Raw genomic sequence first — 11,962 nt, forward strand, 5'->3', positions numbered from 1 at the left:
GGATCTGAAAGTCAGAAGCCCCCGCCGGGAAACCGGCGGGGGCTTTTTCGTGCTGACGGGGTGGCGCGGGTCAAGCCGGGAGTGCAGCGGCTCCATTGCCGGTCGGGGTCAGGGCGGCGGCCGGGGGGAGTTGCACCGCCTCCCCGCCGGGGCTCAGCCGCTGGGTATCTTGCGGGAAGGCTAAGCCGGTATCCCCGGCGAAACAGCTTTGAATGCAGCGGTCCAGTTCGCCCTGTTCTTTGAGGGCCGCTGCCAGGCCGTGCCCCGCGCCGGGGAAAACCCAGTGGTGAATGTTGGGGGCCTTCGGAAACAATTGCGCATGCTTGCCATCCATCCCCTTCCCGCTGGAGAAAATGAAATACTCGGTCTCCGGCACGAAATAGTATGAGGCCGGTTTCATCGGAAAGCCTTTGATCGTCTTGGAGTACATCCGCCAGCGCCTGTCATGCGGCTCGGCATCCGGATCGACGGTGAATTGCGGCACGAAGGAAATTGACCGGGTGATGGGCAGGTAGGCGCTTGCGGCGATAGCCAGATACCCGCCCATGCTGTTGCCAATTGAATACAGCGTGCAGCCGCCAGCCGCCTTCCTGACAGCGCTGGTCAGCACGTCCCAATCCAGCCGGTTTCCCCAGGAGCGGGTCTTGTCATAGCAAAAGACGGCATTGGCGAAGCCGCGCCCGGTGCCGGCAAACTCGGGCTTCTGCGCTTCAACCAGCTCCGTCTTCTGGCCGATGCCTGGAAAGGATAGCAGCGCAGTGCCGCCTTCGGGCGCCGGCTGCGGTTTCAGGGCTTCAACCCGCAGGAGCTCGTCTTCGTAGATGGTATGCAATGTTCCAACGCCTTCTGAAGTGCGGTCCGGAGGCATTCTGCACAACGGGTGTTAACTTGCGGTAAGCCGGGGCAGGAGCGCGGCGGCCTTTACCGCAAGGTTGCCCGCCCGGCGAGTGCTGTGTCTCAGGGCCGGTGGGGGCAGCGAATTGCTTCGCTTTTTAGGCGATTTCCTGACGTTAATATGATGTACAGCATTTGTTCCCACTCTAATCTTCAGGTTGCTCGGGCCTGGATCGCTCCTCTCATGGTGGAGGTGCTGCTGACGCTGGCCGGGGCGGTTTGTGTGAAGCGAGTACGAGGACTGCCGATGAAACGGATGATTGTTCCCGCAACCCTGTGCCTGGGCCTCTCAGCCTGCGGAGCGATGGAATTTGACCGCAACGACCTGTCGCAAATGTTCGGCCCTGCCACGAATTACCGGAACCCTGTGGCGAAACGGGAAATGGTGAACAGTTTTATTTCGCAGGAGAGCGTGTCCCGCGACGGCAGGGCCGCGCATTGGACGTCGCCGGACGGCTGCACCTATTCGCGCACCCAGGCGCCCGGGTATGCGCCGGTCTGGTATCTGGTTCAGAACCCGCATCACGTGGGTATGCCCAATGCGCACCGCGATTGCCCGATTTCCGTGGTCGAGGGCTGACAGGGCAGGGGGGGGGGTATTGGCCGGGGCCCGGGCGGCGGCTTCCCGGCAGCCTGTGGGGCTGACAGGAAGCCTTCTGCTGCGGCCGGATGCATCTCGCCAATGCCGGCGGGCTGCGCTATCACGGCGCCATGGCCCAGATTGAATCGCTCTTCGTGACCCGCCTCTACCGCGCGCAGCTGTCCGAATTCGGACCCAAGGTTGACGCGCAGGAACTGGAAAACTCCTGCCTTGTCATCGCCGGCGACGACGATGCCGGCCAGGACTGGTGCGAGGAGAACGGTTATCCCGGCTACACCTCCTACGCGTCGCTCACCGATCTGCCCTGGCGGTTCCCGATCTTCGCCGATCTGGTGAAATCGCTGGACCGGCACGTCGCGGCCTTTGCCGGGGATCTGGAGCTGGACCTGGACGGCCGCGCGCTGGTGCTGGAGGATCTGTGGATCAACATCCTGCCCGAGGGCGGCACCCATGCCAGCCACATCCACCCGCATTCGGTGATTTCCGGCACCACCTATGTGTCGATGCCTCAAGGCGCCTCGGCGCTCAAGCTGGAGGACCCGCGCCACGCGATGATGATGGCGCACCCGCCGCGCGTGAAGGACTGCCGCCAGGAGCTGAAGACCTTTGTTTACCAGTCGCCCAGCGTGGGCGACGTGCTGCTGTGGGAAAGCTTCATCCGCCACGAGGTGCCGATGAACATGGCCGAGGAGGAGCGGATCTCGGTCAGCTTCAACTACAAGTGGGGCTGATCAGCGTTTCTATGTCGCCTGCCATCCCAGGGTGCTTCGCCTCAGTACGATCATGCGCCGGCCAAACTCTGTGAGGATGAGCAGCTTGTGCAGTCTGTACACGCGCTCACCGAAGTTGTGATTATTGCTTTTTGTGCACCGGTTGCTTCGGTGATCTGGCTGTGTATTCACAGGGCCTTCCGCTTATCCGCCTATGTGATACCCACCCGGCGGTTTCTGGCAGTGGATAAGCGGGGGACTTGCGGCGAAGTTGCCATTGGAGACATCCAGCGTTTCAGAACATTCCGCGGTGCTATGATGATAGAACGCGGTGAGACACGCCTACGGCTCCCCTAGCTTCCGGACGGATGGCATTTGGAAACCATCCTGACAAGGTGCGGCAATTGAGCTAGCGGTTTGACTTCGACGCAATTGTAAAAACTCGAAAAGCTGCTTAGCCTCCGGGAACAGCTCTGCGGGAGGTTTTCATGACGCGGCGTCCTTCTTTCGAAATCGGCGGCTTCCTCATTCCGCCCGGCACCCGCCGCACGGTGGATCTGCCGGTCAGCGTGCTGTCGGACCACACGCCGGTCACCATGTCCGCCCATGTCATCCACGGCGCGGAGGACGGCCCGGCGCTGTTTGTCTCCGCCGCCATCCACGGTGACGAGGTGATCGGGGTGGAAATCGCCCGCCGCCTGCTCCGCAGCCGCCAGTTCTCGCGGCTCAAGGGCACGCTGATCGTGGTGCCGATCGTCAACACCTTCGGCTTCCTCAACCACTCCCGCTACCTGCCGGACCGGCGCGACCTGAACCGCTCCTTCCCCGGCAGCGAGGGCGGCTCGCTCGCCAGCCGCCTGGCGCATCTGTTCATGACGGAGGTGGTGGCGCGCTGCGATCTGGGCATCGACCTGCATTCTGCCGCCATCCACCGCACCAACATGCCGCAGATCCGGGTGTCGCCAAAGGCCAAGGACACGCTGGCCTATGCCGATGCCTTCGGCGCGCCGGTGGTAATCCGCTCGGGCCTGCGCGACGGCTCCCTGCGCAAGGAGGCGCAGAAGGCCGGCGTCGATATCCTGCTCTATGAGGCGGGGGAGGGGCTGCGGTTCGACGAGCAGTCCGCCCGCGTCGGCGTGGCCGGCATCCTGCGGGTGATGCATGCGCTCGGCATGATCCCAGAAGACGGCGTGCCGCTGGCCGAGGCGGTGCCGGTCAAGGCCAGCGACAGCAGCTGGGAGCGCGCCCCCGCCGGCGGGCTGCTGCGCGCCTACAAAAGCACCGGCGAGATGGTGGAGGAAGGCGATGTGCTCGGCTTTGTCTCCGACCCCTTCGGCGAGAAGGAGGAAGAGCTGCGCGCCAGCATGGCGGGCCTGATCATCGGCCGTGCCAACATGCCGATCGTCAACGAGGGCGACGCGCTGTTCCACATCGCCAAAGTGGCGACGCCGGAGGAAGCCGAAAGCCGCATCGAAAGCCTGAACGCCCAGCTGGACGGCGCCGCGATGTTCGACGAGGATGAGATCATCTGACCGCCTGCGGCGGGCGGCCCAATCTTTCCCTTGCCCCTGAACTCCTTGTCCTCTATAGGGACCCATCGCTTGCGCCCGGTCCGGCATGGATCAGGGGCAGGTGATTCTTTTTTGCTGCCCGATCCGGGCGGTTGACATAACCCACCAGGTAACAAGGTGACCCTCGGGGCCTTCTGGTGCTTTGGACAAGGAACAAAGGCGATGAACGCCAATGATCTGCGCGAGAAGACCGTGGATGAACTCCGCGACATGCTCGCATCCCTGAAAAAAGAGAGCTTCAACCTGCGCTTTCAGCAGGCAACCGGTCAGTTGGAATCGACCTCCGGCATCAAAGCGGCCCGCCGCAACGCTGCCCGCGTCAAGACCATCCTGAACGAAAAAGCTGCAGCAGCAGCCGAATAAGGAGCGACACAATGCCCAAACGTATCCTGCAAGGCGTTGTGACCAGCGACGCAAACGCCCAGACCGTCACCGTCTCGGTTGAACGCCGCTTCACGCACCCGGTTCTGAAGAAAACCATCCGTAAGTCCAAGAAATACCGGGCTCACGATGAAAAGAACGCTTTCAAGGTCGGCGATTCCGTACGCATCATCGAGTGCGCGCCGAAATCGAAAACGAAACGCTGGGAAGTTCTGGAAGCCTAAGAGTCTCATCCGAGACTCCTGGCGGCTAGACTTAACAGTCAGTCGAAACCCTGGGGGATACCAGCACGCATCGCTGCCCCATAGGTCGGGAGAAACCACATGATCCAGATGCAAACAAATCTGGATGTTGCTGACAACTCCGGCGCCCGCCGAGTTCAGTGCATCAAGGTTCTGGGTGGCTCCAAGCGTAAATACGCTTCCGTTGGCGACATCATCGTCGTCTCGGTTAAAGAAGCCATCCCGCGCGGCCGCGTGAAAAAAGGCGACGTCCGTAAGGCCGTTGTCGTGCGCACCGCCAAAGAAGTCCGCCGCGAAGACGGCACCGCGATCCGTTTTGACCGGAACGCAGCTGTCATCCTGAACAACAACAACGAGCCGGTCGGTACCCGTATCTTTGGCCCGGTTGTTCGTGAACTGCGCGCGAAGAACTTCATGAAGATCATCTCGCTGGCTCCGGAGGTGCTGTAATTATGGCTGCGAAACTCCGTAAAGGCGACAAGGTCGTCGTGCTGGCAGGCCGCGATAAGGGCAAGGAAGGCACCATTGCTTCCGTTGACCCGAAAGCCGGCAAAGCCGTCGTCGAAGGCGTGAACATGGCAATCCGCCACACCCGCCAGACTCAAAACAGCCAGGGCGGCCGTCTGCCCAAGGCACTGCCGATCGACCTGTCGAACCTGGCACTGCTGGACAGCAACGGCAAAGCAACCCGCGTCGGCTTCCGCGAGGAAGACGGCAAGAAGGTGCGCTTCGCCAAGACCACCGGGGAGACTGTCTGATGCTTGACGCTGCAACCTACACCCCGCGCCTGAAAACTCTCTACAAGGACACCATCCGTGGCGCCCTGAAAGAAGAGTTCGGCTACAAGAACGACATGATGCTCCCCAAGCTGGAGAAAATCGTTCTGAATATCGGCTGCGGCCGTGCTGCTGTCAAAGACAGCAAGAAAGCCAAATCCGCCCAGGCCGACCTGACCGCGATTGCGGGCCAGAAGGCTCTGACCACCGTGGCAAAGAACTCCATCGCCGGCTTCCGCGTTCGCGAAGGCATGCCGATGGGCGCCAAGGTGACCCTGCGCGGTGACCGGATGTACGAATTCCTCGACCGTCTGATCACCATTGCGATGCCCCGTATCCGCGACTTCCGCGGCGTTTCGGGCACCTCCTTCGACGGCCGCGGCAACTATGCCATGGGCCTGAAAGAGCACATCGTGTTCCCGGAAATCGATTTCGACAAGATCGACGAAGCCTGGGGCATGGACATCGTGATCGCCACCACCGCGAAAACCGACGCGGAAGCAAAGGCGCTGTTGAAAGCTTTCAACATGCCCTTCAACAGCTAAGCGCGGGAAGGATAGAGACCATGGCTAAGAAAAGCATGATCGAACGCGAGAAGAAGCGCGAGCGCCTGGTGGCAAAATACGCCGCAAAGCGTGCCGAGCTGAAAGAAATCGCAAACGACGAATCCCGCCCGATGGAAGAGCGCTTCAAGGCGCGTCTGAAACTGGCGAAACTGCCGCGTAACTCGTCGGCAACCCGTCTTCACAACCGTTGCCAGCTCACCGGCCGTCCGCACGCTTACTACCGTAAGTTGAAGGTCAGCCGTATTGCGCTGCGCGAGCTGGGTTCTGCTGGTCAGATCCCCGGCCTGGTGAAATCGAGCTGGTAAGGGAGAGACTGATATGAACGATCCTATCGGCGATATGCTCACCCGTATCCGTAACTCTCAGATGCGCGGCAAATCCACCGTCATGACCCCGGCCTCCAAGCTGCGGGCATGGGTGCTGGACGTGCTGGCAGACGAGGGCTACATCCGCGGTTATGAGAAGATGACTGGTGAAAATGGCCACCCGGCCATCGAAATCAGCCTCAAGTACTTCGACGGCGAACCTGTCATTCGCGAGCTCAAGCGGGTCTCCAAGCCCGGCCGCCGCGTTTACATGGGCGTCAATGACATCCCGTCGGTCCGTCAGGGCCTGGGCGTGTCGATTGTCTCCACCCCCAAGGGTGTGATGTCGGACGCAAACGCACGCGCAGCCAACGTTGGCGGCGAAGTGCTTTGCACCGTCTTCTAAGGAGGCCTCGCAATGTCCCGTATTGGTAAGAAACCGGTCGAACTGCCCAGCGGCGTCTCCGCCTCTGTGTCCGGCCAGACCATCGAAGTGAAAGGCCCGAAAGGCGCCCGCACCTTCACCGCAACCGACGACGTCACCCTCTCCGTGAACGACAACGTTGTCACCATCGAGCCGCGCGGCAAGTCCAAGCGTGCCCGTCAGCAGTGGGGCATGTCCCGCACTCAGGTGGCCAACCTCGTGACCGGCGTGACCCAGGGCTTCAAGAAAGAGCTGGAGATCCAGGGTGTGGGTTACCGGGCTCAGATGCAGGGCAACACCCTGAAGCTGAACCTGGGCTACAGCCACGACGTCGACTTCGTTGCACCCGATGGCATCACCATCACCGCACCGAAGCAGACTGAAATCGTTGTGGAAGGTATCGACCAGCAGCAGGTGGGCGAAGTGGCGGCGAAAATCCGCGACTGGCGCCGTCCCGAGCCGTACAAAGGCAAGGGCATCCGCTACAAGGGCGAGTTCATCTTCCGCAAGGAAGGCAAGAAGAAGTAAGGACCAGCAAAATGGCAAACAGCAAACGTACCCTGTTTCTGAAGCGCCGGCTGCGCGTCCGGAACAAGCTTCGCAAAGTGAACGCAGGCCGTCCGCGTCTGTCCGTGCACCGTTCGAACAAGAACATCTCTGTTCAGCTGATCGACGACCTGCGCGGCGTGACCCTGGCAGCGGCGTCGACCCTGGAAAAAGATCTCGGTGTTGTCGGCAAGAACAACATCGACGCAGCGTCCAAAGTTGGTGCAGCGATCGCCGAGCGCGCAAAAGCGGCTGGCGTGACCGAAGCCTACTTCGACCGCGGCGGCTTCCTGTTCCACGGCAAGGTGAAGGCTCTGGCCGACGCTGCGCGTGAAGGCGGCCTGAAGATCTAATCCCATGCGGGCGGCCTCTTGGGGCCGCCCCGATGATCCGGGAACCCGGACCCGTTCCGGGTTCACCAAGGATTGATAGAACAGGCGCCTGGCGCCCTATGAAAGGAATGCCTGATGGCAGAACGTGAAAACCGCCGCGGCCCCCGCCGCGAGCGTGAAGAGGCACCGGAATTTGCAGATCGCCTGGTCGCGATCAACCGCGTGTCGAAAACCGTAAAAGGCGGTAAGCGCTTTGGCTTCGCAGCCCTGGTTGTCGTTGGCGACCAGAAAGGCCGCGTCGGCTTTGGCAAGGGCAAGGCGAAAGAAGTGCCCGAGGCGATCCGCAAGGCGACCGAGCAGGCGAAACGCCAGATGATCCGCGTGCCGCTGAAAGAAGGCCGCACCCTGCACCACGACATGTCCGGCCGCCACGGCGCAGGCAAAGTTGTGATGCGGACCGCACCGGAAGGTACCGGTATCATCGCGGGCGGCCCGATGCGTGCCGTGTTCGAGATGCTGGGCATCAAGGACGTGGTCTCCAAGTCGATCGGTTCGCAGAACCCCTACAACATGATCCGCGCCACCCTGAACGGCCTGCAGAAAGAGCAGAGCCCGCGTTCGGTGGCTCAGCGCCGCGGCAAAAAGGTCGCCGACATCCTGCCCAAGCGGGACGACGCACCGGCAGCTGCCGAAGCTGAAGCGTAAGGAGTAGAGAGACATGGCAAAAACCATCGTCGTCAAGCAGATCGGCTCGCCGATCCGCCGCCCCGCCAAACAGCGCGCAACCCTGGTTGGCCTGGGCCTGAACAAGATGCACAAGACCCGTGAGCTGGAGGACACTCCTTCGGTCCGCGGCATGGTCAACTCGATCCCGCACCTGGTTCAGATCATCGAAGAGCGCGGCTAAGCCCCTTTTCGAGCACTGACATTGGAAAACGCCTCCGGGAAGCCGGGGGCGTTTTTCGTTGTGCGGAAGAAACCGCAATCAGGGCCGGGTGGCTTCCGGAAGGCGCAGAAGTGTTGTGCCGCAGCCATAGCGTGGTATGCGTGTGCACGACCTTCCAGCCAGCAGCAGTGAAACAGAAATGACCCATCCGGCCCGCGATCCCGTGAGAACAGGAGCCAAATCGGCGCTCTGGGCCATTACCGGCCTCGTTCTTCTTTGCGCCGGGGTCTTCGGTCTCTTCGGGCGCAGCGAGTGGAACCCCCTTGTTTCTGCGGCGGAGCGGACTGCCGAAGATATCGCAACGTCCTCTGTGGCCGTTTACGTCTCGCTGCGGGCGATCAATGCCGCGCTGTCCACCGCACAGGAGATCGAGGTGGGCGCGTCGGTCGTCGGGCAGGCCAGCCTCCAGCCGCTGAAGATACTGGAACCTGTCGACGACACGGTGGAACGCGTGGCCGATGCTGTCTTCATCGTCGCGGCAGGGGCCGCACTCGCCACGGTGGGATTGTCGCCTGTGGTTTCCATCGGGCTCATTATTCTAGGAGCCGGCATGTTGGGCCGGACTTCCGCTGGCCTTCATCCCTTTTTCGCCGGACCGGTAGAACAGCTCTGCAACAGGGGGATCGCCTTCGGCTTTGCAGTCGGTCTTGCCATGCCTCTGGTCTTCGCCCTCGGCGTTTGGGCCGGAGAGCGCGCCACCGAAGCCCGGATGAGCACAGCGATGGCTGAGCTTGAGGGCGTTGCGCAGCAGGCGAAAATTCTCATCGGGGCAGAGGAGGAAGACACGGCGGAGGCGGCCCGGAGCGAGGAAGGCGAGGCCGGGGTATTGGAATGGCTGAGCGGCCAGATCACCGGCGTCAGCGATGGCATAAGCGGCGTCTTTGAGCAAAGCGGCCGGTACCTGGAGGCGGCGCAGGTCTTTGTGGAGGAGGCGGACGCAATTTTGCGCGCATCTCTGACACTCATCGGCATCCTCACGCTCCGCATGCTGGTCTTGCCGGTCTTCCTGCTTTGGGGGGCCATGTCGCTGCTCAGAGCGGTCCAGCGTCCCGCGGCCTGAAAGGGAAGCCGTGAAGTGGTCGTGCGCGGAATGCGGCCACGCCCAACGATTGCGAAGGAATGAGCCGGAAAGGGCGGGTGGGCAAGCGTCAACACCCCTTGCAACGCGCGCATATCGGCTTGCCGGTTGCGTCAGTTGTTGGAATCGCCTCCCGGTCCTATCTCGGTGCCACAGCAAGCGACCAAACACCAAGCACCGGGAATAGGCCCGGACCGCCGCAGACAAGGATCTTAACCATGGCACATGTTATCTCCACCGCCCAGTCCAGCCACAGCCTGACCGCGCGCATCCGCGCAACCGTTGACGGGCTGATCGACTCCTGGGCAAAAGCCCGTGAATTCCAGCGCACCTACAACGAGCTGGACGCGCTGAGCGACCACGAGCTGTCCGACATCGGCGTCCGCCGCAGCGATATCGCCGACATCGCGCGCCAGCACGTCTACGGCTAAAAAATTCCTTTTCCCGGGCGCTCCTCTCCTCCTCCTCTCCATGCCCGGGCCAAAGCGCCTCTGCCCCTCCGGGGCGGGGGCGTTTTCTTTTGCCGGCTTTCAAGATCCCTCACGCGTTTGTGCTATGCGTGCCCGGCATAGCCGCCAGACCAAAGCGCCCGTTGCACCTCCGCCGGGCCATCCTTATCTCCCGTTCACCTCAGACGAACAGATCAAGCGACGCGCCGGAAGCACGTTCCGGCAGCGCAGCGAAGGAACAAGAACAATGGCTTATTCAACTCTTTCCGCACCGGTCTCCGCCGGTCTTTTCACCCGTTTCCTGAGCGTGGCCTCCGGCCTGTACCGGAACTGGCAGCGGCGCCGCGAATACCGGCAGACCGTGCACGCTCTGCGCGCCCTCTCGGCCCGCGATCTGGCCGACATCGGCCTCAGCCGCTGCGCCATCCCCGGCGCCGCCCGCGAGCACGTCTACGGCAAGTGATCTCCCCGGCCGGCTGACGGATCCTCCTCCCTCTCCAACAGCCCGGCCCCAAAGCGCCCCCGCCACTCCGGCGGGGGCGTTTTTGTTTTCAGGTTCAGCGCCCCGCCCGGCCGGCAGGCCGGGCAGCGCCCGAACCGCCCGTGTCAAACCGAAGGTTTGCCTCCGGCAAAACGGGCGGGCGCTCCTCGCCCACCCCTCGGTTCGGGCACTGCCCTCCGTGATCTTCAAAACCGGGGTCGCCAGCCCGTTGCGCACCCACCGTACGCACCGCCTACGGCGTTTTAACCGGTCTGTTGCAGGATCATTCCCGGTCATGATCACCCGCCGGGCCTGACACCCCCGGCACCTGGAACAGGGCTCCGGTCTGGCACCCGGAGCGCGCAAGACGCGTTTTCGCATGGGCTATGCTCATCCCATCTCCACCCCGGCGGCGCCGCCACCCTTTAACGGACGGTCAGCAGCGGAACGGAAACAGAGAGGCAGTGGGTACAGAGAGCAACCGGCAGGGCAGGGGCCTTGGCGGGGCGCATTCAGTGTGCGAGTTTCCCGGTCAAGTATTTGAGTAGCGGTGTGATTGATGAGCAAGGACAAAGCTATTGCAGATTTGAAAGCCCTTGTACGCTCGGCCTCCCATGAAGCGCTTTGGGAAATTGCCCGCCATGATAGCTATGTTGACGCTAAGGGGCACCAGAAGCATTTCGATGCAATGTTGGAATTAATCAATCTGTATGATTGTGAATTCAAGGCGCGAGTAAACATGAGTTGGTACCCGCAGGAAGCCATTGAACTATGCTCGCACTGCTATGAGGAACACAACCCTGAACCCTTTGCCGTCTCGACTGCGATCTTGCTGATTGATGACCTAGTTTATGAGTTCATGGACTACATGGATTTTCGCTTGGAGAACCTTGGCGAAAAGACATATGCAGCCCTTCCAAAAATTTACTGTGAACCGATTTTGGCCGGTATTCAGGCATTGGATTTGCCCCCTTACATCAGAGATGTTTAAGGTCGGCCGCGTCCCGGCGATGAAGAGACCTTGATCCCACTCCCCATCCCGTCTATAGGCACCCGGTGGCGTTCTGCGCCACGGAATCACCAATCAAGAAACGCCGTGTTCGGGCCATCACGCTTCGGGGCCCGCATCCGGCAAGGAGAAGCGACATGAAACTTCACGAACTGCGCGACAATGCAGGCGCCGCCAAGAAACGCACCCGTGTGGCCCGTGGCCCGGGTTCCGGCAAAGGCAAAATGGGCGGCCGCGGCATCAAAGGCCAGAAATCCCGTTCGGGTGTCTCGATCAACGGCTACGAAGGCGGCCAGATGCCCTTGTACCAGCGTCTGCCCAAGCGCGGCTTCAACAAGCCGAACCGCAAGGCATACGCCGTTGTGAACCTGGGCCTGATCCAGAAGTTCATCGACGCAGGCAAGCTGGATGCAGCTTCCATCACCGAGGATTCGCTGGTTGCCTCCGGCCTGGTCCGCCGCAAACTGGACGGCGTCCGCATCCTGGCCAAAGGCGAAATCACCGCCAAAGCAACCATCGCAGTCACCGGCGCATCCGCTGCTGCTGTTGACGCCGTGGCAAAAGCTGGCGGCACTCTGACTGTGGCAGCCCCCGCCGCCGCAGAGTAACGGCTTGTGAGCGGCGCCAATGCCGCTTACATAGTCTCCGAGT

At 61.9% G+C, this 11,962-nt stretch carries 20 protein-coding genes; 19 read left to right on the forward strand and 1 reads right to left on the reverse strand.

Annotated elements, in window-relative coordinates; all coding sequences use genetic code 11:
- Positions 1 to 70: 70 nt before the first annotated feature.
- On the reverse strand, positions 71 to 832 hold the full coding sequence (locus KUV26_RS08450) for a hypothetical protein (RefSeq protein WP_222508038.1): 762 nt from the start codon (positions 830 to 832) through the stop codon (positions 71 to 73).
- A gap of 309 nt (positions 833 to 1,141) precedes the next feature.
- Here KUV26_RS08450 and KUV26_RS08455 point away from each other — a divergent pair, with 309 nt between their 5' ends.
- From KUV26_RS08455 to rplO, 19 genes are all read left to right on the forward strand, one after another.
- The gene (locus KUV26_RS08455) at positions 1,142 to 1,474 is read left to right on the forward strand and encodes a hypothetical protein (RefSeq protein ID WP_222508039.1); all 333 of its coding nucleotides are present in this window, start codon (positions 1,142 to 1,144) and stop codon (positions 1,472 to 1,474) included.
- 131 nt (positions 1,475 to 1,605) lie between these two features.
- Positions 1,606 to 2,226, forward strand: a complete 621-nt coding sequence (locus tag KUV26_RS08460) for a TIGR02466 family protein (RefSeq protein ID WP_222504413.1) — start codon at positions 1,606 to 1,608, stop codon at positions 2,224 to 2,226.
- Between the two features lie 467 nt (positions 2,227 to 2,693).
- Positions 2,694 to 3,737, forward strand: a complete 1,044-nt coding sequence (locus tag KUV26_RS08465; protein ID WP_222504412.1) for a succinylglutamate desuccinylase/aspartoacylase family protein — start codon at positions 2,694 to 2,696, stop codon at positions 3,735 to 3,737.
- Between the two features lie 201 nt (positions 3,738 to 3,938).
- Positions 3,939 to 4,139: a 50S ribosomal protein L29 gene (gene rpmC, locus KUV26_RS08470; RefSeq protein WP_019297994.1), complete on the forward strand. Its 201-nt coding sequence runs from the start codon at positions 3,939 to 3,941 to the stop codon at positions 4,137 to 4,139.
- Positions 4,140 to 4,150: 11 nt separating this feature from the next.
- A complete protein-coding gene (rpsQ, locus tag KUV26_RS08475) occupies positions 4,151 to 4,381 on the forward strand; it encodes a 30S ribosomal protein S17 (protein WP_005621877.1) in 231 nt (76 codons plus the stop codon).
- 99 nt (positions 4,382 to 4,480) lie between these two features.
- Positions 4,481 to 4,849 (forward strand): 50S ribosomal protein L14, encoded by a 369-nt coding sequence (gene rplN, locus KUV26_RS08480; protein ID WP_005621870.1) that lies wholly within the window; start codon positions 4,481 to 4,483, stop codon positions 4,847 to 4,849.
- Between the two features lie 2 nt (positions 4,850 to 4,851).
- Positions 4,852 to 5,157 (forward strand): 50S ribosomal protein L24, encoded by a 306-nt coding sequence (gene rplX, locus KUV26_RS08485; RefSeq protein ID WP_019297995.1) that lies wholly within the window; start codon positions 4,852 to 4,854, stop codon positions 5,155 to 5,157.
- Positions 5,157 to 5,720 (forward strand): 50S ribosomal protein L5, encoded by a 564-nt coding sequence (gene rplE, locus KUV26_RS08490; RefSeq protein ID WP_039152141.1) that lies wholly within the window; start codon positions 5,157 to 5,159, stop codon positions 5,718 to 5,720. Before rplX ends, rplE begins: the two co-directional genes overlap by 1 nt.
- Positions 5,721 to 5,740: 20 nt before the next feature.
- Positions 5,741 to 6,046, forward strand: coding sequence for a 30S ribosomal protein S14 (gene rpsN, locus KUV26_RS08495; protein ID WP_019297997.1), 306 nt, complete (start codon positions 5,741 to 5,743; stop codon positions 6,044 to 6,046).
- A gap of 13 nt (positions 6,047 to 6,059) precedes the next feature.
- A complete protein-coding gene (gene rpsH / locus KUV26_RS08500) occupies positions 6,060 to 6,452 on the forward strand; it encodes a 30S ribosomal protein S8 (RefSeq protein ID WP_019297998.1) in 393 nt (130 codons plus the stop codon).
- Positions 6,453 to 6,464: 12 nt separating this feature from the next.
- Positions 6,465 to 6,998 carry a 50S ribosomal protein L6 gene (gene rplF, locus KUV26_RS08505; protein ID WP_039191295.1) on the forward strand — a complete coding sequence of 178 codons (534 nt, stop codon included), beginning with the start codon at positions 6,465 to 6,467 and terminating at the stop codon, positions 6,996 to 6,998.
- An 11-nt stretch (positions 6,999 to 7,009) separates the two neighbouring features.
- Positions 7,010 to 7,369 (forward strand): 50S ribosomal protein L18, encoded by a 360-nt coding sequence (gene rplR / locus KUV26_RS08510; RefSeq protein ID WP_019298000.1) that lies wholly within the window; start codon positions 7,010 to 7,012, stop codon positions 7,367 to 7,369.
- A gap of 114 nt (positions 7,370 to 7,483) precedes the next feature.
- Positions 7,484 to 8,053, forward strand: a complete 570-nt coding sequence (gene rpsE / locus KUV26_RS08515; RefSeq protein ID WP_065268166.1) for a 30S ribosomal protein S5 — start codon at positions 7,484 to 7,486, stop codon at positions 8,051 to 8,053.
- A 13-nt stretch (positions 8,054 to 8,066) separates the two neighbouring features.
- Positions 8,067 to 8,255: a 50S ribosomal protein L30 gene (gene rpmD, locus KUV26_RS08520; RefSeq protein ID WP_019298002.1), complete on the forward strand. Its 189-nt coding sequence runs from the start codon at positions 8,067 to 8,069 to the stop codon at positions 8,253 to 8,255.
- Between the two features lie 178 nt (positions 8,256 to 8,433).
- Complete coding sequence (locus tag KUV26_RS08525) at positions 8,434 to 9,354, forward strand: hypothetical protein (RefSeq protein WP_222508040.1); 921 nt, start codon at positions 8,434 to 8,436, stop codon at positions 9,352 to 9,354.
- Positions 9,355 to 9,590: 236 nt separating this feature from the next.
- Positions 9,591 to 9,803 (forward strand): DUF1127 domain-containing protein, encoded by a 213-nt coding sequence (locus KUV26_RS08530; RefSeq protein WP_222508041.1) that lies wholly within the window; start codon positions 9,591 to 9,593, stop codon positions 9,801 to 9,803.
- A 265-nt stretch (positions 9,804 to 10,068) separates the two neighbouring features.
- Entirely contained in the window at positions 10,069 to 10,284 is a 216-nt protein-coding gene (locus KUV26_RS08535) for a DUF1127 domain-containing protein (RefSeq protein ID WP_222504409.1), read from the forward strand.
- Between the two features lie 577 nt (positions 10,285 to 10,861).
- Positions 10,862 to 11,293, forward strand: coding sequence for a hypothetical protein (locus KUV26_RS08540; protein ID WP_222504408.1), 432 nt, complete (start codon positions 10,862 to 10,864; stop codon positions 11,291 to 11,293).
- A 155-nt stretch (positions 11,294 to 11,448) separates the two neighbouring features.
- Positions 11,449 to 11,919, forward strand: a complete 471-nt coding sequence (gene rplO / locus KUV26_RS08545) for a 50S ribosomal protein L15 (protein ID WP_019298008.1) — start codon at positions 11,449 to 11,451, stop codon at positions 11,917 to 11,919.
- The last annotated feature ends 43 nt before the right edge of the window (positions 11,920 to 11,962 follow it).

The sequence above is a fragment of the Leisingera daeponensis genome, from assembly GCF_019801465.1.
Lineage (GTDB): Bacteria > Pseudomonadota > Alphaproteobacteria > Rhodobacterales > Rhodobacteraceae > Leisingera > Leisingera daeponensis_A.